This is a genomic window from Streptomyces sp. RK9 (assembly GCF_045070545.1).
Lineage (GTDB): Bacteria > Actinomycetota > Actinomycetes > Streptomycetales > Streptomycetaceae > Streptomyces > Streptomyces alboflavus.
On the sequence record NZ_CP173703.1, the window covers coordinates 4,209,424 to 4,228,037 of the forward strand.

17 protein-coding genes are annotated in these 18,614 nt (G+C 73.1%); 6 read left to right on the forward strand and 11 right to left on the reverse strand.

Features of this window, described 5'->3' with window-relative positions:
- Positions 1-107: 107 nt before the first annotated feature.
- The gene (locus tag AB6L24_RS17510; protein ID WP_405656276.1) at positions 108-1,361 is read right to left on the reverse strand and encodes a serine hydrolase domain-containing protein; all 1,254 of its coding nucleotides are present in this window, start codon (positions 1,359-1,361) and stop codon (positions 108-110) included.
- A gap of 266 nt (positions 1,362-1,627) precedes the next feature.
- Here AB6L24_RS17510 and AB6L24_RS17515 point away from each other — a divergent pair, with 266 nt between their 5' ends.
- Positions 1,628-2,428 carry an SAM-dependent methyltransferase gene (locus AB6L24_RS17515; RefSeq protein ID WP_405656277.1) on the forward strand — a complete coding sequence of 267 codons (801 nt, stop codon included), beginning with the start codon at positions 1,628-1,630 and terminating at the stop codon, positions 2,426-2,428.
- A gap of 244 nt (positions 2,429-2,672) precedes the next feature.
- Complete coding sequence (locus tag AB6L24_RS17520; RefSeq protein ID WP_405656278.1) at positions 2,673-3,527, forward strand: helix-turn-helix domain-containing protein; 855 nt, start codon at positions 2,673-2,675, stop codon at positions 3,525-3,527.
- A 39-nt stretch (positions 3,528-3,566) separates the two neighbouring features.
- Here the strand turns inward: AB6L24_RS17520 and AB6L24_RS17525 are convergent, their stop codons facing one another.
- Both AB6L24_RS17525 and AB6L24_RS17530 read right to left on the reverse strand, forming a co-directional pair.
- Positions 3,567-4,676: an MAB_1171c family putative transporter gene (locus AB6L24_RS17525; protein WP_405656279.1), complete on the reverse strand. Its 1,110-nt coding sequence runs from the start codon at positions 4,674-4,676 to the stop codon at positions 3,567-3,569.
- On the reverse strand, positions 4,677-5,258 hold the full coding sequence (locus AB6L24_RS17530; RefSeq protein ID WP_405656281.1) for a hypothetical protein: 582 nt from the start codon (positions 5,256-5,258) through the stop codon (positions 4,677-4,679).
- Positions 5,259-5,444: 186 nt separating this feature from the next.
- Here AB6L24_RS17530 and AB6L24_RS17535 point away from each other — a divergent pair, with 186 nt between their 5' ends.
- The 4 genes from AB6L24_RS17535 to AB6L24_RS17550 all read left to right on the forward strand — a co-directional run bounded on the left by AB6L24_RS17535 (position 5,445) and on the right by AB6L24_RS17550 (position 10,916).
- On the forward strand, positions 5,445-6,656 hold the full coding sequence (locus AB6L24_RS17535) for an FAD-dependent monooxygenase (RefSeq protein WP_405656283.1): 1,212 nt from the start codon (positions 5,445-5,447) through the stop codon (positions 6,654-6,656).
- 72 nt (positions 6,657-6,728) lie between these two features.
- Complete coding sequence (locus AB6L24_RS17540; protein ID WP_405656284.1) at positions 6,729-8,069, forward strand: ATP-binding protein; 1,341 nt, start codon at positions 6,729-6,731, stop codon at positions 8,067-8,069.
- Positions 8,066-9,190 carry a tetratricopeptide repeat protein gene (locus AB6L24_RS17545; protein WP_405656285.1) on the forward strand — a complete coding sequence of 375 codons (1,125 nt, stop codon included), beginning with the start codon at positions 8,066-8,068 and terminating at the stop codon, positions 9,188-9,190. The genes AB6L24_RS17540 and AB6L24_RS17545 overlap by 4 nt, the downstream gene beginning before the upstream one ends.
- A gap of 100 nt (positions 9,191-9,290) precedes the next feature.
- Positions 9,291-10,916 carry a helix-turn-helix domain-containing protein gene (locus AB6L24_RS17550; RefSeq protein ID WP_405656286.1) on the forward strand — a complete coding sequence of 542 codons (1,626 nt, stop codon included), beginning with the start codon at positions 9,291-9,293 and terminating at the stop codon, positions 10,914-10,916.
- A 1-nt stretch (position 10,917) separates the two neighbouring features.
- Here the strand turns inward: AB6L24_RS17550 and AB6L24_RS17555 are convergent, their stop codons facing one another.
- The 8 genes from AB6L24_RS17555 to AB6L24_RS17590 form a co-directional block, all read right to left on the reverse strand.
- Positions 10,918-11,088 carry a hydrophobic protein gene (locus AB6L24_RS17555; RefSeq protein ID WP_087882673.1) on the reverse strand — a complete coding sequence of 57 codons (171 nt, stop codon included), beginning with the start codon at positions 11,086-11,088 and terminating at the stop codon, positions 10,918-10,920.
- 71 nt (positions 11,089-11,159) lie between these two features.
- A complete protein-coding gene (locus AB6L24_RS17560) occupies positions 11,160-11,462 on the reverse strand; it encodes a hypothetical protein (RefSeq protein WP_405656287.1) in 303 nt (100 codons plus the stop codon).
- An 85-nt stretch (positions 11,463-11,547) separates the two neighbouring features.
- Positions 11,548-12,897: an SLC13 family permease gene (locus AB6L24_RS17565; RefSeq protein WP_405656288.1), complete on the reverse strand. Its 1,350-nt coding sequence runs from the start codon at positions 12,895-12,897 to the stop codon at positions 11,548-11,550.
- Positions 12,897-14,333 (reverse strand): class II aldolase/adducin family protein, encoded by a 1,437-nt coding sequence (locus AB6L24_RS17570; protein ID WP_405656289.1) that lies wholly within the window; start codon positions 14,331-14,333, stop codon positions 12,897-12,899. The genes AB6L24_RS17565 and AB6L24_RS17570 overlap by 1 nt, the downstream gene beginning before the upstream one ends.
- On the reverse strand, positions 14,330-15,901 hold the full coding sequence (gene otnK, locus AB6L24_RS17575; RefSeq protein WP_405656290.1) for a 3-oxo-tetronate kinase: 1,572 nt from the start codon (positions 15,899-15,901) through the stop codon (positions 14,330-14,332). The genes AB6L24_RS17570 and otnK overlap by 4 nt, the downstream gene beginning before the upstream one ends.
- The gene (locus AB6L24_RS17580) at positions 15,889-16,692 is read right to left on the reverse strand and encodes a hypothetical protein (protein ID WP_405656291.1); all 804 of its coding nucleotides are present in this window, start codon (positions 16,690-16,692) and stop codon (positions 15,889-15,891) included. The genes otnK and AB6L24_RS17580 overlap by 13 nt, the downstream gene beginning before the upstream one ends.
- On the reverse strand, positions 16,689-17,552 hold the full coding sequence (locus tag AB6L24_RS17585; protein WP_405656292.1) for a hydroxypyruvate isomerase family protein: 864 nt from the start codon (positions 17,550-17,552) through the stop codon (positions 16,689-16,691). The genes AB6L24_RS17580 and AB6L24_RS17585 overlap by 4 nt, the downstream gene beginning before the upstream one ends.
- The gene (locus tag AB6L24_RS17590) at positions 17,552-18,550 is read right to left on the reverse strand and encodes a phosphoglycerate dehydrogenase (RefSeq protein ID WP_405656293.1); all 999 of its coding nucleotides are present in this window, start codon (positions 18,548-18,550) and stop codon (positions 17,552-17,554) included. Before AB6L24_RS17590 ends, AB6L24_RS17585 begins: the two co-directional genes overlap by 1 nt.
- Positions 18,551-18,614: the final 64 nt, after the last annotated feature.

Sequence of the window (18,614 nt, forward strand, 5' to 3'; positions counted from 1 at the left end):
GCTTCTGTACGTATGCGTACGGCCGCACAGTGTCAACGGCGCGAGGGGGCTTCGGTGACGCCCCGGACGGTGCGGTCCGAGGCGTCACCTGCGGAGGCGGCCGTGTCCTACAGACGGGTGTCGTCGACCACCGGGACGGCCGGGGCGGTGGGAGCGGTCGAGGCGCTCCGGTCGGCCGAGCGCTTCGACTTGGCCGCGGCCGGGGGCTCGGTGCTGCAGAAGGCGGGTTCGAGGGTGTTGGTCAGGCCCTGCGTCACCGAGGTGTTGTTGGACGCGTTGCCGAAGACGACGACGGTCTTCTTGCCGTCGCGGGTGGCGAAGGACTGCGTCTGGAAGCCCTGCACGATGCCGCCGTGGCCGTACACCGTGCCGCAGGACAGCTCGATCGCGCGCAGCCCGAGACCGTAGGAGACCTTGGCCGTGGGCGTGGGCAGGGTGGTCGTCATCTCCTTCACCGAGGCGTCGGAGAGCAGCCCGCCGGAGCGGCCCTTGAGCAGCTTGGTGAGGAACCGGTCCAGGTCGGCGGCGGAGGAGATGACGGCGCCCGCGCTGCCCACCCAGGAGCCGTTCTGCTCGGTGGAGTCGAGGAGCGGCTTGGTGCGGTCGTCGTTGGTGAGGTAGCCGGTGACGTGCTTGCCGGTGATGGTCTTGGAGGGGACCACGTACGAGGTCTTCTTGAGCTTCAGCGGCTCGATGATCTGCTTGCGCAGGGCCTTGGCGTACGAGCCGCCGGTGAGGTGCTCGATCGCCATGCCGAGCAGGACGTAGTTGGTGTTCGAGTACGCGTACTTGCTGCCCGGCCTGAACTGCTGGCCGTGCTTCACCGACATCGCCACCATGTCGGCGGGCTTGTAGACGGTGTTGCGGATGCGCTCCTCGAACGCCTTGGTGGTCTCCTCGCCCTGCTGCTCGAGCAGGTCGTTGGTGTGGTCGAAGATCCCGGAGCGGTGCTGCATGACCTGGCGTCCGGTCATGTCCCAGCCCGCAGGCAGGGTGCCCGCGGGGAGGTAGTCGCGCAGCGGCTTGTCCAGGTCGATGCGGCCCTGCTCGGCCAGGCGCAGCACGAGCACGGACGTGAACATCTTGGTGTTGCTGCCGACGCGGAAACGCCAGTTGGCGTTCATCGGCGTGCCGTCGAGGTCGGCCTTGCCGACGGCGAGGCTCTGCTTGGGGCCGACGTGGTCGCGGATCTCCGCGAACGCGCCCGGCGCGCCCGCGGCGACGGTGCGCTCAAGGGCGGCGCGGACGGCCGCGGGATCGGCCGCCGCCGCGTTGCCGCCGGTCGCGGCCTTGTCCCCGGCCGGCTGGGCCACGGCGGTGGTCGCGCCCACCGCCGCGAGCACCACGCCGGTCACAGCCACGGTCGCCGAACGAGCGAACCCATTTCTCACCATAGGAAGTTCCCCACTTGCCTGTCGGGCCCCGGTCCTGGGCCCATGTGATCGAGATCGTAGCGGGCGCCTTCAGGACACCTTTCAACTTTCCGCAATGCAAACACAACTGATGGCCTGTCGATGCCGTGATCCAAGTGGGAGCATGCTCAAGCCTGTGCAACTGCGTACTCCGAATTCAGGCAACTCGACCGAACCGAAGACGGCGCGCCGCCTTGCGGCGGGGGAGGACCGACGTGACAGAGAGCGCGTTCGACGCGGACGGCATCGACACGAGCGTTCCGCATCCGGCTCGTATGTACGACTGGTTCCTCGGCGGGAAGGACAACTACCCCGCCGACTGGGCGGCCGCCGAGGAAGTGGTCCAGCTGATGCCCGGCGCCAAGGAGACGGCGTGGGCCAACCGCGAGTTCATGCACCGGGCCGTGCGCTATGCCGCCGATGAGGGAGTGCGGCAGTTCCTGGACGTCGGCACCGGAATCCCCACGGAACCGAATCTCCACCAGATAGCACAGGAGGTCGCCCCCGACGCCCGCGTCGTCTACACCGACAACGACCCCATCGTCCTGCGCCACGCCGAAGCGCTCCTGCGCGGCAGACCCGAGGGCCGCACCGCCTACGTCCAGGCCGACCTCAGAGACCCCGAGTCGATCATCACGTACGCCCGCACCCACCTCGACTTCGACCGCCCCGTCGCCTTGTCCCTGATCGCGCTCCTCCACTACGTGACCGACGAACAGCACCCCCGGCGCATCGTCGACACCCTCCTGGAGCCCCTGGCCCCCGGCAGTCACCTCCTGCTGTCGCACGTCACCCACGAGTTCAACCCCGGCATCTGGGAACGCATCGACGAGATCTACCGCAGCGGCGGCACCCCGGTACGGGCACGGTCACGCACCGAGGTCTCCGCGTTCTTCGCCGGGCTCGACCTGTGCGAGCCGGGCGTCGTCGTCGGCCCGAAGTGGCGGCCGGACCGGGCGATGAGAATTCGCGACGAGGACCTGCCGGTGTATGTGGGGGTGGGGCGGAAGCCGTGAGGTGGTGGGCTGGTCCTGGGTGCGGGTGGCCGAGCTGTCAGACGAGTGACCAGGAGAGGTCTGAGGAGTCCCGCTGAGCCAGGGCGCGGCCGAAGTCGTGTGAGGTCATGGTTCTGGGTCCCATCCTGTGCGGTCACGCTGTTGATCCGGGTTTCCGGGCGAAATTGACACTAGGTCAACTTGGCCTGGGGTTCAAGTGGCTACGATTCCCTGGTCGTGTACAGCCAGCCGCACTGGAGTCCCCATGCCCGCACGCCATTTCGATGGCCCGCGCCTGCGATCGGCGCGGCTGGAAGCCGGGTACCGCAAACAGGCCGACCTCGCCGAGGTGCTGGGAGTGTCCCGCTCCGCGATCGCGACCTGGGAGAGCGGCCGAGGGCCCGACAGCGAGCGCCTTCCCGCCATCGCCAAGGCCCTGGGGCGGGACATCAACCTCCTCTTCCCCCGGCACGGCGCCCCCGACCTCGCCGATCTGCGGTGCGATGCCGGGTACGCGCAGTACGAGATCGAGAAGCTGGTCGGCGGCAAGGACGCCGTGGGTGAGGCCGAGCGCGGCATTCGGCGCCTCGCCCCCGACCTGGCCGTCGCTCTTGCCGCTTCCTATGGAGTGAGCGGGGACGCCCTGAGGGCCGCGGAGGATCGATCCTTCGGCGGCGGTGAGGCTCCGATCCCGACAACGCTCGCCGAGAAGATCGCGTACCTCCTTGCGCACACGTACCCGGACCGGCAGCCCCCGTCGGACGCGGAGATGGCTCGGGGCGTCAACGAGGCCGCCGGCGCCGAGGTGATCTCCGCGGAGGGGATGGAGGGGCTGCGCACCGGCAGGCTGACCGAGACCTCACCCGTCATCCGGCAGGGCCTGTCCCAGGTGTTCGGCGTGTCGGAGTTCTTCTTCCAGCCGAACGACCTGATGGTCCGGCAGCTCGTGGAGGGACTGCGCACCCTCAAGCTGGCGCGTGCCGGACGCATCGGCCACATCGCGGCGCGCGGCCTGGGTGACGAGGGGCTGTCGGCGGATGTGCTGGCGGTCGTGAACGACTTCGTGGACAACTTCCACGAGGAGTGGGAACCGGGCGGGGGTGCGTCCGCGGACCGCTAGTCCGGCGGCGATCCGGCGCCGTCACGGCTGCCGTGCCGTTCAGCCCGGCAGTGCGCGCAACGCGCGCGACAAGGTGACGAGTTGCTGCACGTCGGCCTCGCGGTCACCGACGTGCGGCAGGCGGAGCGGAGTCCCGGACGGTGGTCCGGCGTGTCCGCCGCGCACGTCGTTCGCCGCGCGCCGCAGGCGTTCGGCGAGGTCCTCGGGCGCCAGGGATTCCAGAGCCGGCTCCGCGGGAATCTCGCGCCGCAGGTGAGGGCTGATGCGGACCAGGCCGTCGCGGCACTCCACGACCCGGCGTGTGTACGCGCGGTGGGCCCGGCGGCCCCTGGCCGGGGCCGGGAACACGGTGTCCGGGTATGTGGTGGACAGCAGCAGCCAGAGAGGTTCCAACTGGCGGTGCACGCGGCGGTGATGGCGCCGGACGCGCCACGCCGTGAGGCGGCTGTGCGCCCCTGGCCAGGTGACACCGAGGACGAAGACCGGCGTGGAGACCACGAGGAGCACGCCCGACGAAAGGGTCAGCCAGTCCGCCACGGCGACGCCCTGGGTGCGGACGACGGCGAAGCCCGAGCGGACAGCGGTGGCGCCGATGTGGCCCAGGAGGCCGACGGTGGCGAGCCAGAGCCCGACTGCTTCGTGACCGCTGGACATCCGCGCGTAGCGATGGGTCCGGCGGCACGACACGATGTACGCGTACATGAGGTACACGCCCAGGCCGAGGTAGAAGGCGGCGACTTGGGGGATCGTCATGTCGGCGCCCTCGAAGGAGCTGCGCAGCGCGCTGTCCCGGGGCGCCGTCGCCGCCGCGATCGTGATGACGGCCACGAAGCCGAGCAGCCCCAGACCCTCCAGGCGGACCCTGCGCCGGGTCGCCGGGCCCTCGTCGGCGGAGTACAGATAGAAGACCATGAGGCAGTAGCTCATCCCCAGGAACAGGACGTCCGCCAGGAGCTTCGCCGCGCCGTCGCCGAGCGCACCGTCGACCCCCGCCCTGCCGCTGTCGCTGATCAGCAGATAGGGCACCGCGGCGCACGCGAGGCACAGGGTCAGCCAGCGCAGCGGAAGGCTCCTCGGCGCCCGGGAGACCTGGTAGAGCTTCCACGCCGTGGCGATCGCCAGGGCGAGGCAGAAGATCCCGTAGTACATCTACAGCCACCCGCGGCTGTCGCCCAGCGCGGAATGGATTCTGCGCAGCTCGGGATCGGCGACCGGGGCGGGGGCGACACCGTCGAGGACGAGTGCCCACTCCATGACGATCGTCGCCGCCAGCTCCGCCTCGCACTCCTGCCCGTCGTCGTAGGCGCAGCGTCCCATGACCCGCCGCACCGCTTCGGGGCCGAGTCCGGGCACCGTGCGCGTCCACGCGTCCCACCGGTCGCCGCCCGTACCGGTCGTGTGGTTGCCGCAGATGTGGCCCATCACTTCGTGCAGGATGATGTGGTCCTGGTGCATCGGTGACGTGTGCTGCTGGTAGAGCACGAGGTCGGCGCGGGGGGTGTACACCCACAGCCCCAGCGGGCCCGGGACGGGCAGCGGATGGGGGCGCAGGACGAGCGGGCGCTGCCGCTGTCGCTCCACCGCCCGGCACAGGGCCGCGACGCTCAACGGGGGTTGGACGTCCAGATCGCGAAGCTGCCGACGCAGCCGCTGTCGCAGCGCTCGCTCCGCCGACCGCTCACGGCGGGCGGCCAGGAGCCGGTGGGTGAACAGGCCGAGCGGCTTCGGCACCTCGCTACCTTCTTCCTGGGCGGGCTCGCGCTGCGCGCATCGGCCTGTCGGCCGTCGAGGGAGTCTGTCGACGGAAGTGTAAGGACACCATCGGTGGCACTAATTCCGGCATTTAGTAGGATCTCTGACTTTTGGTGCTACTCTCCGTTGCGATTCGGCAATCATGAGCAACGTATAGAGGTGTGCGTGAAGGTCGTCTGCGTCGGAGGCGGGCCCGCGGGTCTGTACCTCTCCATCCTGCTGAAGCGTCAGGATCCTTCCACCGAGGTCGTCGTGTACGAGCGCAACCCGGAGGGCTCGACCTACGGGTGGGGGGTCACCTACTGGCGGGGGCTGCTCGACAAGCTGCACGCGCACGATCCGGAGTCCGCGCGTGCCGTCGAGGAGCACTCCGTGCGGTGGCACGACGGGGTGGCCCACGTGCGGGAACTGACGACCCGCCACCACGGGGACGAGGGCTTCGGGATCGGGCGGCACCGGCTGCTCCGGATCCTGGCCGAGCGGGCCAGGGCCCTCGGTGTGCGGCTCGAGTTCGCGCACGAGATGGAGGTCGGCGCGCTGCCGGCCGACGCCGATCTCGTCGTCGCGGGCGACGGGCTGCACAGCGCCCTGCGGACCGACGCCGCCGACCACTTCGGCACCGAGGTCAGGGCCGGGCGCAACCACTACACCTGGCTCGGCACGACCAAGGTCTTCGACGCCTTCCACTTCGCCTTCGTGGAGACCGAGCACGGCTGGGTCTGGTGCTACGCCTACGGGTACGGCGCCGAGGGCAGCACCTGCGTCGTCGAGTGCGCCCCGGAGACCTGGTCCGGCCTCGGGCTCGACCGCGCGGACGAGGCCGACGGACTCGCGCTCCTCGAAGGGCTCTTCGCCGACCTCCTCGACGGCCACCGCCTCATCGGCCGCTCCGCCACCGACGGCCGCCCCCAGTGGCTGACCTTCCGCACCCTCACCAACCAGCGCTGGTACCGCGACAACGTCGTCCTGCTCGGCGACGCCGCCCACACCACGCATTACTCCGTCGGCGCCGGTACGACCCTCGCCCTGGAGGACGCCATCGCGCTCGCCGACGCCCTGCGCGCGCACCCGGACCTGCCGGGCGCCCTCGCCGCGTACGAGCAGGAGCGCAAGTCCGCCCTCCTGCCCGTCCAGAGCGCCGCCCGCTACAGCGCCCAGTGGTACGAGAACCTGCCCCGCTATCTCGCGCTGCCGCCACACCGCATGTTCGCCCTGCTCGGGCAGCGGCACTCACCGCTCCTGCCGCACATCCCGCCGCAGCTCTACTACGGCCTCGACAAGGCCGTGGGACGGCTGACGGCCCTGCGTCGGCTCAAGCGCTGGCTCGGCCCGAAGGTCGCACGGGCCGCGCACACGCGCGCCGTGGCCCCTCGGTAGGGAGCGGTTCCGGGCCTCGTCCGCACGGGGGCGCGGCCCGGGCGCCGGCGGCGGCTTCGTAGAGTTGGCGCCATGCCGGTGGAATCCCCCCTGATAAAGAGCCTGCGGACAGCCGTCGCCGCGGCGCCCGACGACGTCCCCCTGCGGCTGCACCTGGCCGCGCTGCTCCTGGACGCAGGGCACGGCGACGCCGCGGTCGCCGAGACGGCCGTCGCGCTGCAGCACGCGCCGGGGGACGTGGAGGCGCGGCAACTGATGGCGCGGGCGATGGGGGTGGGAGGGCCCGAGGTCGCGCCTGCGGGAGCTGTGGGGGTCGAGTCCGCGCCGGTGACCGCAGCAGCCGCCGAGGTCGCCCCCGCGCCGGACGTCGCGCCTGCCCCGCAGACCCCTTCCGCCCCGGAAGCCCCGCCCACCCGCCAGGGCTTCGACTGGAAGGCCGCCCAGGACCAGGTCGGTGACGTGCTCCCGCCCCGGTTCGTCGAGGCGCCGCTCACCGCCGACGGGAGCGGGGACGCAGGGGACGCCGCCGCGTGGGACGTGGAGCGGCCCGGTACGGTCCGGCTCGCCGACGTCGGCGGCATGCGGGAGGTCAAGGAGCGTCTGGAGGCCGCGTTCCTCGCGCCGCTGCGCAACCCCGAACTGCGGCGCGTGTACGGCAAGAGCCTGCGCGGCGGGCTGCTCCTGTACGGGCCGCCCGGCTGCGGCAAGACCTTCATCGCACGGGCCGTCGCCGGTGAACTCGGCGCCGCGTTCCTGTCGGTGTCGGTCAACGACGTCCTCGACATGTGGATCGGCAACTCCGAGCGCAACATGCACGAGATCTTCCGCACCGCACGCCGCCAGGCCCCGTGCGTGGTCTTCCTCGACGAGCTGGACGCGCTCGGCGGCAAGCGCAGCCGCAGCCAGAGCAGCGGCATGCGCAACACCGTCAACCAGCTCCTGACCGAGCTGGACGGCGTCGACGCGGGCGCCAACGAGGGCGTGTTCGTCCTCGCCGCCACCAACGTGCCCTGGGACGTGGACATCGCGCTGCGCCGCCCCGGCCGCCTCGACCGCACCCTGCTCGTCCTGCCGCCAGACGGCCCGGCCCGCGAGGCGATCCTCCGCTACCACCTGCGGGAGCGGCCCATCGAGAACGTCGACCTGGGCAAGCTCGTCAAGGCAACCGACGGCCTGTCCGGCGCCGACCTGGCCCACCTGTGCGAGGCCGCGGCCGAGAGCGCGCTCCTCGACTCGGCGCGCACCGGCACCGTGCGCCTCATCGACATGAAGGACCTGCTCGCCGCCGCACGGCAGGTCGTGCCCTCCACCGAGCCGTGGTTCGCCTCGGCGCGGAACGTGGCGATGTACGCCAACGACGGCGGCATGTACGACGACCTGGTGGCCCACCTCAAGAAGAAGCGGAAGCTGTGACCACGATCCACCCCGCCGTGGAGCGGGCCGACGCCCTCATCGACCTGGAGCGGTACGACGAGGCGAGCGCCCTGCTCGCCCAGCGCATCGCCGAGGACCCGGCCGACATCCGCGCCTGGGCCAAGCTCTCCCGCTGTCACCTCGACGCGGGCCGCCCCGACGAGGCCCTCGCGGCCGCCGACGAGGCCCTGAAGCTCGACCCGGAGGACGTGGGCGGGCTCCTCATGCGGTCCTACGCGCTGCGCCGGGTCGGTGGCGGCCGCATGCCCGAGGTCGAGCAGATCCTGCGCGAAGTGGTCCGCATCGCCCCGGAGTACTGGCTCGGCCACGCACTCCTCGCCGACGTCGCGTTCATCAACAACATCGTCGGCCGCGGCCAGGCGAGCGGCGGCCAGGTCACGCGCGAGGACATGGACATATCGGCGCGCCTCGCCGAAGAGCACGTCAACGAGGCGCTGCGCCTCGCGCCCGAGGAGGTCTACGGCTACGAGGTCGCGTACAAGATCGCGTCGATCTCGGGCAACGGCACCGCCGCCGACCAGCTCGACCTCGCCATCCTGCGGCTCGACCCGCAGCACCCGGGGGCCCTGGAGCGGCAGACCCGCAAGGCCGCCGACACTCCCGGCGTCAAGGCCGTGGAGGCGGCCGACCTGTACGCCGCCGGGCTCGCCGTCGCGCCGGACTCCGAGGAGCTGCGGCGCGGCCTCGACCACGCCACGTACCGCATGCTGCGCGGTGTGCGCTGGCTCGCGCTGCTGTGCCTCGGCCTCGGCGCCGCGATGATCGACCTGTTCGCCGTCGACGGCGAGACACAGCGGGAACTGCCCGTCGAGCTGGGCCAGCGGCTGTGGTTCCTCGTCCCGATGAGCGCGATCTGGGCCGTCGGCGCCCTGCTGCGCTACCGCCGCCGGCGCACCGGCGTCCAGCTCAACGTCCAGTCGCTGCTGAGGCGCGGCCGCTGGGCCCGCGTCGTGGTCGCCCAGGCGGCCTGGGCCATGCTCTGCACCCTTGTCATCACCCAGGTGCCGTGGACCGACCGGGCCGTGCCGACGGTGCTGTTCTGGGCCGGTCTCGCGCCGACGTTCGCCACCGTGTGGTTCGACCGGAGGAAGACGGGCTGAGCGGGCCGGGGCGGCCCGGTGTCCGCCGCGGACATTGGATACTGGCTGCTGACAGCTCCGCCCGTCCAGCCGACAGCTCCGCCCATCCAGGAGAAGCGCCGTGAGTGAATTCGAGGCGATCGACGCGCTGCTCGCGGCCGCGCCCGACGCCACCCCGCTGCCCCCCGCCGACCGGCGCCGGCTGCTGCGCGAAGGACTGGGCCTGTCACGGGCGCAGGTCGCCCGCGCCATGGGGGTCGGTTCGTCGACGCTCGCGGCGTGGGAGGCGGGGCGCGATCCCAGCGGGGAGCTGCGCGGCCGGTACGTGTACTTCCTCCAGCAGGCCGAGGAGCGGCACGGGCGGCGGGGGGAGGAGCCGGGCGGCGCATCGGAGGACCCGGCGGCCGGGTCCGGCTCCGGACCGGCGGCATCGGAGGCCGCCGTGCCGGAAGCCGTCGCGGCGCACGCTGTGCGGGACGACGCCGAAGCCGTCGACGACCAGGGTGAACTCGCCGAGCCCCGCCCCTGCGTGCTGTGCGGTCGGCCTGCCCGGCACCAGGTGGAGGGGTATCCGCAGCATCTGGACCCCGCCGAGTGCGCCGCACCCGCACCGGAGCCTCCGGAGGTCGCCGCCGAGCCCCGGGTGGCCGTACCGGAGCCTTCGGCCGTCGCGGCTGAGCCGCGGGCCTCCGCGCAGGAGACCCCGGCCCCCGCATCGCGGCCGACGTCCGTCACCGCCCCACAGCGTGTCGTCCGCAGCCCCGGCCGGGGCATGAAGGTCGTCCCGGTGGGGCGGCGCGCGCAGGCCGTCTCCGACATGCCCGATCTGATCGGCGACGCCGTCGCCGGGGCGCTCGACGCGGCCTCCGGTGACGTCGAGGCGGCCACGGCGGCGCTGGTGAAGCGGGCGATCCCGGACGCCATGGCGCTGCTCGACGAGACCCGCAAGGGCGCCCGCTACGACGTCGTCGCGCACCCCTGGGTCCCGGACATCCTGCGCAAGCAGACGGCGCGCGGCGCCGACCGGATCTGGGAGGGCCGGCCCAAGTGGACGCGCGGCGAACTGCCGCCCGGCGCCCACGAGGTGACCGCGCTCGACATCAACGGCGCCTACCTCTCCGCCCTGAAGACGCATCTGCCGATCGGCCAGCTGGAGCACTCCACCGGCTTCGACCACGACCACCGCCGCGCGGGCGTGCACCTCATCACCCCGCCCGACTGGCACCACGACGACATCCTGCCCAATCCCCTGGGCAACCGCGACGAACCGGGGCCCCTGTGGGTCACCGAACCCACCCTGCGTCTGCTCCTGCGCCTGGCGGGCCCGAAGTACGGGCTGTGCGACCCGCCGGAGATCCACGAGTCGTTCACGTCCGGCGCGACGGAGAACCTCCTGGAGAAGTTCCGCGTCGCCCTGAAGGACGCCCGGGACGCGGCGATCGCCGCGGCGGACGAGGTGACGCTGGAGTACGTCAAGGCGATGTACTCGAAGTTCGTCTCGACGATGGGCGAGTCGAACTACAACCGTGAGCTGTACCGCCCCGACTGGATGCACCTCATCCGCTCCCAGGCGTTCTCCAACCTCTGGACCAAGGCGTACAAGGCGCACCGCGAAGGCCTCGCCGTGGTGCGCGCCATGGGCACGGACGAGCTGCACGTCATCGGCGACTGGCGGGCCGTGTTCCCCGAGGGGCGCGGGGTGACCGAGGTGAAGGTCAAGGACACCTACACCGTCGGGTCCCCGTGACTCACCAGCGGTACCACCGCCCCCTGCGTCCGCCCACCCCGGCCGGGCGGACGATGAAGCCGAGCAGCCACGCCACGAGGATGACGGCAGCCACCAACCACAGGAACTTCAGGGCGAAGCCCGCGCCGAACAGCACGAGCGCGATCAGCAGAACCAGCAGCAAAGGAACCATGTCTTTCCACCTCCGCCGTACCGAGTGCCCTTTCCCGAGAGTGGTATGCGGGAGGTGACGGCCGGTCCCGGTCAGTCCCAGACGCTCTTCCCCTCGTCCGTCGCCCCGCCGTCCCCGCCCGCGGGGCCGTCGGCGGGCCCCCGCTCCCGTACGTACAGGAGCAGGAACGAACAGGCGCCCGCGGCGCCCGCGATGACGCAGACCACCTCGGTGACGTCGGTGCCGAACAGCGTCATCAGGTCCGGGTCGCCGGCCGCGAGGGCCACGATCTGACCCGCGACGACGGCGCAGCCGCCGAGCAGGAAGGCGATGAGCAGGACGCGGGTCGCGCCGAGCAGGAAGACGCGCAGGAAGCTGTGCACGACGTTGTGCATGAGGGCTCTCCTTCTCTCTTCACGAGACTCTCTTCATTGCGTTCCTTCATTGCGTTCGCTTCACTGAGTTCGCTTCGTGAGCCGGTCAGCCCGGGATCCACAGCACGCCCACCGCCATCAGGACGCCGAACAGGTAGGTCGGCACCAGGTAGTAGAGGGCGACGGGCAGGAAGATGCGGGCGGGGTTGATGTCGGCGATGCCCGCGGCCACGTACAGGGGCGCGGCCCCGGGGGGTGAGCAGCCCTCGGACGAGGCCCACACGATGACCGACGCGAAGGCCACGTGGGCCGGGATGCCGGCGGCGGTGAGCGCGGCGAAGGCGACGGGGCCGACGGCCGCGAGGGTGGACGTGGTGTTGAGGGGGCCCGCGACGATGACGAGGACCAGGCCCACCACGAGCGCCGCGACCAGGGGCGGGACGTCCTGGAGGTCCTCGAGGTACGGGGCCAGCTGCTCGCCGAGGCCGAGTCGGGCGAGGACCTCGGACGCGGCGAACGCGGACACCATCGTGACGCCCACGAGCCCCAGCTTCGGGCTGATCTCGCCGAGCGTCCGCCACCAGTCGGCCCCGCCGTGCGGCAGCGCGCGCCGTTCCACGAGCAGTCCGGCGACCAGCATCACCACCGGCAGCCACATCAGGAGCGGCACCGCGTCCGTCGCGTCGAGCCCGCCGAGGCGGTCCGTCGCCCAGTCGCTGCCGGGCGAGGTGGTGAGGAGGACGGGGACGGCGACGGCCGCGAGGACGAGCAGGGACGTCCAGCCCGCGCCGAACGACTGCCGCAGCGGCCGGATGTCCGCCGCGGCCATCGTGCCCACACCGCGCCACCGCACGATCGTGTACGCGACGACGAGCCGCATCGCGACCATCCACGCCCCGGTGACGAACAGCGTGGCGACGACATCGTGCGACGACAGGACGGGTACGACGGTCGGCGCGGCGAGGAGCACGAAGAACGCACCGCTGAACGGGAAGGTCGCGCCGACGCCCGCGTTGCCGGACAGCACGAGGGCGGCCGTCTCGCCGCTGGCCCGCGACCGCTTCATCCACGGGATGGCCAGCGAGCCGACGGTGGCGACGATCGCCGCGCCGTTGTGCGCGACGGCGCCGAACAGACCGGAGGCCACCGTCGCCGCGTACGCGGAACCGCCCTTGCGGCGGCCGAGCAGCGAGCTGAGGATGTCGATCATCCGGTGCACGAGGCCGGTCCGCGTGAGGAGTTCGCTGACGAAGACGAACGCGAGGGCCGCGAACGTGATCTCCGACTTCAGGCCCTCTGTGAGGCTCTCCCAGGCCACGCGCGGCGCGTCGGCGCCGCCGAACGCCGCGCTCGCGAGGAACCCGAGCACCATCGCCTCACCGATGTTCCGCCGGAAGCCCACGTTCCAGATGACGATGACGCCGATGAACGCCACCAGGGCGAGGATCGCGTTCATCAGCTTGCGTCTTCGAGTCCGGCCGCACGGTACGCCGCGCGGGCGGGAGCGGCGGTGAGGTGACGCAGCAGCGCGGCGGCCTCGGGGCGCTGCCGCGCGTGCGCGCCGAGCGCGATCGAGAGGTCGGTGTAGTGCTGGACCTCATCGGGGAACGGGCCGACGACCCGGGCGTCCGGCACGAACCGCAGCTCGCTCAGCTGCTGTACGGCGAGGTCCGCCCGCCCGTCGGTGACCGCGAGCGCCGTGAACCCCTTCTCGACCACCGTGGCCCGGGAGTTGACCTCGGCCGCGATGCCGAGCCGGTCGAGCAGCGCCGCGAACGCGACACCGCTCGCCCCGGTACGCGAGTACGCCACCGACCGCGCCGACGTCAACGCCCGTACGAGCGCGTCCGTGCTGGAGACGTCGACGGCGGGCGCGCCCGGCGGCACGGCCACCCCGATGCCGACGCGCGCGAGCGGACGCAGCGAGGCCCGGTCGAGCACCCCCGACGCGGCCAGCTTCTCCAGGCCGCCCGTCACCCCGACCATGACGTCGGGCCGCGCGCCGCCCGCGATCTGGTCGAGGAGGACGTTCGTGGGCTCGTACACGCCCTCGACGTCGATGCCGGTGGTGCCGGCGAACGCCTCCAGGACGGTGTCGTCAAGGGCCTTCTTGATCGCGAGCGCGCTGAACAGCGCCACGGGGCGGGGGAGTCGAGGGGCGAGGGCCGTGCGCTGCTCCTCGGTGAGGCGGGCGTGGTCCGTGCCGCGAAGCAGCAGGAAGATCCGCGCCGTCTGCTCCAGCTCCTCGACGGCCTCCAGCGCCGCGTCGAGCCCGGGCGCCGCCACCACCGGGCCGTGGTGCCGCAGCAGCAGCGCCGCGTGGGTACGGGCCTTCTCCTCGGCCGGGCCCGCGAGCCGCACGTCGCCCGGCGCGAAGTAGGGGAGCAGCGGGAGCCGTCCGACGCGCATCGCGTAGTAGGCGGTGAGCGGCGGCAGTGCGTCGTCGGCGTCGAGCCCTTCGAGGCACGACACGGCGACGGCGTACGGCGAGTGGGTGTGCACGACGGCCCGCGCGTCCGGCCGCGCCCGCAACACCGCCGCGTGCAGGAACGCCTCCTTGGACGACGGCGGTCCGTCGACGTGGCCGCCGTCGGCGTCGACGACGGACAGGTCATCGGGCGCCACGGCCGCGAGGTCGACGCCGGTCGGCGTGATGAGGATGCCGCCGTCGGCGGTGCGCAGCGACACGTTGCCGGTGCGCCCGTGCACGAGTCCACGGGCCGCCAGGGCGTGCGCGGTCGCGACGACGGCGGCACGCGCGGAGGGGTGGGAGAGCGAGGGGGCGGGGGTGCGCGAAGGGTGCGGCTGGTCGGCGGTGTGCGGGTGTTGGGTCTGGTGCGACTGGTGGGGTGGGACGCCGGGAGCGGTGGGGCGGGGCTGGGTGGTGGTCATGGGCGGGCTCCTTGGGGACGGCTCTGCGGGGAGGGGGAGTGGGGTGGGGGAGATGGGGGGTCCTGGTGGTGGGGAGGAGAGGGTTGAGGGGGAGGAGAGGGAGGCGGAGAGGCGCGGTCGGGCGGGGCCGGGGTGTCGGGCGGTGGGTGGTCGGCCCGGGGAGTTGGGTGCGCGTCGGCTGAGGGAGAGGGAGGGGAGGGAGTGTGACGCGGGGGCCCGGCGTGGTGCTGGGATGCGCAAGAGGTCGGGGGAGCGGGGGCGTCCGGGGGCCGTGGTTCAGGAGCTTCCGGAGACGAGGCCCGGGCCCCGGGCGGTGCCGACGCGGTCGCCAGGAAGTCGGGGGCGCCGAAGTTGCCGGACTTGAGCAGCAGCGCGATGCCGGGGCCGGACGTGGGACGGAGCCACGGCACGCCGGGGGCGGCGGCCCGGCCGATCCAGGCGCCCGTGATGCCGAGCGCGGCCACCACGGAGCCCGACGTCTCCCCGCCCGCCGCGACGACGCGCCGTACGCCGCGTGCCACGAGCCCGGCGGCGATGCGGCCGGTGGCTTCCTCCAGGACGGCTGCGGCCCGCTCGGCGCCCAAGGCCTCCTGGACGGCGCGGAGTTCGCCGGGCCCGACGGACGAGTGGATCACGGGTGCCCCGGCGGGCGAGCCGGGCGGCAGCGCGTCGTACCAGTCGAGCGCCCGCCCGGCCAGCGCCGCCGGGTCGGGCTCGGCGACGGGGTCGAGCCGGTGCACGGGCCGGCCTTGGGCGCGCAGGGCGTCGAGCTGTTGCAGGGTGCGCGCGGAGCAGCTTCCGCTGAGGACGGCCGCGGGCCAGGCGTCCAGCGGATCCTTCTCCTCGTACGGGTCGAGGGCGCCGCCGGGGGCCGCGTGCGCGAGGCCGCCCGCGAGCCCGGCCGCCCCCGCAGTGAGCGGCGCGTCGGCCACCGCGCGGCCGAGGGTGCGCAGGTCGTCCTCGTCGAGCGCGTCGGCCAGCAGATAGCGGACTCCGCGCGCGGCGGCCTCGGTGACCGCCGCGCGGACGGCGTCGACGCCCGCACGCACGGTGCCCCACCGGACCAGCTCCACGGGCCGGTCCGTCTGGGTCCGGAGCAGCCTCGGCAGCGACGAGTCCGTCATCGGCGTCACCGGATGGTGCCGCATGGGCGACTCGGCCAACGGCACCCCGTTCACGAAGAGTTGGCCCTCGTACTGGGTGCGGCCGTGCTGCGGGGAGCTGGGCGTCAGGAGCACGGCCGGGGCGTCGAGGGCGTCGGCGAGGGCGTCGAGGACCGGGCCGATGTTGCCGTCGGCGGTGGAGTCGAAGGTCGAGCAGAACTTGAAGTACACCTGCCGTACGCCGTGTTCCCGCAGGCGGCGCAGGGCTGCCAGCGATTCGGCGACGGCGTGCGCGGGCTGCGCCATCCGGCTCTTGAGCGCGACGACGACCGCCTCGCCCCCGTCCGTCGGCGCCACGTCCGCGGCCGGCACCCCGAAGTACAGGACGGTCCGCAGCCCGCTCGCACGCAGGGCCAGGGCCACATCGCTCGCCCCGGTCACGTCATCGGCGATCACTCCGAGCATGACGGATCCCCTTCTGTCGCTGATGAACCTTTCATGGTTATTGCCGCATTTGCTCTGCTCGGGGCGGTCGCCGTGCCCGCACCGGTCGCGAGGCGCAGCGCACGGGCCGCGCTGTGCGGCCCGGTGTGGACGGGCAGCCCGAGCGCGGCGGCCAGGTCCTCGGCGTGCGTGGCCAGCGAGTACTGGGCCAGGAGGACCGCGTCCGCGCCGCCCTGATCCGGGCGTTCCCCCGGGACGATCACCCGGCCGACCGCCTCCACGGGCGAGCCGGCGGCCCGCGCCGCGGCGCGGAATCGCTCCAGGGAGTCCTCCAACGCCCCGGCGAAGGAGGCGAGGACGAGGATCCGGCGATGGCCTCCGGCAAGCGCCTCGGCGAAGGCGGCGGAGTCCGCCGCGAGCACGGGGACGGGCGGGTCGGCGCGTTCGGCCGAAGGCTCGTGGAGCGAGCCTGCCGCCGACCCTGGGTGCGAGTCCCCCGACGGCCCGCGGAGCGACTCGGCCACCGGCCCGTAGAGCGAGCACGTCAGCAGGACGCCCTGGGCGCCGCCCTCGACGGCGTACGCGATGAGCCGCCGCATCCGGTCGGCGAGCGCCGGAGTGAGCCCGCCCTGCGCCTCGGCGTCGGGGAGCAGCGTGTCGTCGAGCAGATTCCAGGGCTCGGCCTCGGGGAAGGCGGCGGCGAGCCCGGCGACGGCGGGGCCGATCGCGGCCGGGGTGGCGCTGATGAGCGCGATGCGGGGGCGGGCGCGCGGCGGCAGGGGGCGGGGGCGCGGGCGGGCGGAGGCGGTCATGCGCTCACCTCGGAGACCCAGCCGAGCCCGGCGACCGTGCCGTGCGCGGGCCGGTACTCGCAGCCGATCCAGCCCGCGTACCCGCCCGTGCGCAGCGCCTCGAAGACCCGCGGCCACCGGATCTCGCCGCTGCCCGGCTCGGTGCGGTCGGGCGGGTCGGCGATCTGGAGGTGCGCGGCGAACGGCAGGCAGGCGCCCAGGGTTCTGATGAGGTCTCCCTCGGTGACCTGGGCGTGGTACAGGTCGAGGAGCAGTCCTGCCCGGTCGAGGCCGACGGCTTCCACCACGGCCGTCGCCTGGTCCTGGGTGCGCAGGAAGTACCCGGGCGCGTCCCGCTGGTTCTGCGCCTCGACGACGACGCGCACCCCGGTGCCGTGCGCGCGGTCCGCGGCCCAGGCGATGTTCGTGACGTACGTGGCGAAGGCCCGTTCGGGGCGTACGTCCGGGGGCGTGACCCCGGCGAGGACGTGCAGGAGCCCGGCGCCCAGCTCGGTGGCGTACTCGAGGCCGCGCTCGATCCCGGCGCGGAAGTCCGCGCTGCGCCCCGGGTGGCAGGCGAGTCCGCTCCGCTCCGGCGAACCCGCCGCACCGGCGGGCGAGTTGATGAGCACCTGCCGCAGCCCGGCGTCCCGCAGCAGGCCGCGCAGCCGCGCCGGGGGATACGGGTACGGGTCGGCGTACTCGACCCCCGCGAAGCCCGCCCCGGCCGCCGCGTCGAAGCGCCGCTCGAAGGGCAGCTCCGTGAACAGCCACTTGAGGTTGGCGGCGAGGGGCGGGCCACCCGGTATGCGCAGGGCGGCTCCGTGAGGTGCGGGGGCCGACTTTCCCGGTAGTGTCCCCGGCGCGTCGTCGCCCGCCATCACCGCACCTCCGCGCGTGCCGTGGCCCACTCCGGATTCACCACGTGCGCGGGATCCCGCCCCGAAAGCACGTCGATCACCTGCCGGGCGGCCGCCAGGCTGGAGCGCGACCGGGCCTCCGCCGTCGCGCCCGCGATGTGTCCTGTCACCAGGACACTGCCGAACGCCCGGAGCCTGGAGTCCGCGGGCAGCGGCTCCTGCTCCGTCACGTCCAGCGCGGCGCCCGCGAGCCGCCCCTCGGCGATGGCGTCGGCGAGGGCCTCCTCGTCGACGATGCCGCCCCGCGCGGTGTTGATGAGGTACGCGCCGGGCCGCATCCGACGAAGCGCCGCCCCGTCGACGAGGTGCCGGGTCGAGTCGTCGAGGGCCAGGTGCAGGGTCACGAAGTCGGCCTCGGCGAGCACCTCTTCCAGGGACAGCGCGGCCACCCCGGTCTCCGCGTGGAACGCCGGGTCGAGCCGCGGATCGTGCCCGACGACGCGCATGCCGATGGCCAGGCCGAGGCGCGCCACGGTCCGCCCGATCGAGCCGAGCCCGACGACCCCGAGCGTCGCGCCCGCCAACTCCCGCCCGCTGGGCTGCGACCAGCCGCCCGCCCGTACGTCGGCGACGCTCTGCGGAATGCCCCGGGCGCAGCTCACCATCAGGCCGAGCACGTGCTCGGCGACGGAGCGGCGGTTGGCGCCGGGGGTGTGGGTGACGGCGACGCCGCCGCGGGTGGCGGCGGCCACGTCCACGTTGTCGTACCCGGCGCCGCAGCGGGCGACGACCCGCAGTGCGGGGGAGGCGTCGAGCACAGCGGCCGGGAACGGGTCGGTCCCCGCGACGATGCCCGCGGCGCCCGCGTCGGCGACGGCCGCGGCCAGGGAGCGGCCCGTCGCACGCCGGTCCGCGGGGCGTGCGAAGACCGTATGCAGTCCGGCCTCCCGCAACAGCCGGTCGACCTCTCCGCCGGGTTCCAGATACGCCGTGGTCACGAGCACCCGCGTGGCAGGCATGGGAGTCCTCCTCGATCACTCGCTATACTATAGCGATATGCAAAATAGTATAGGATCTGGCCGT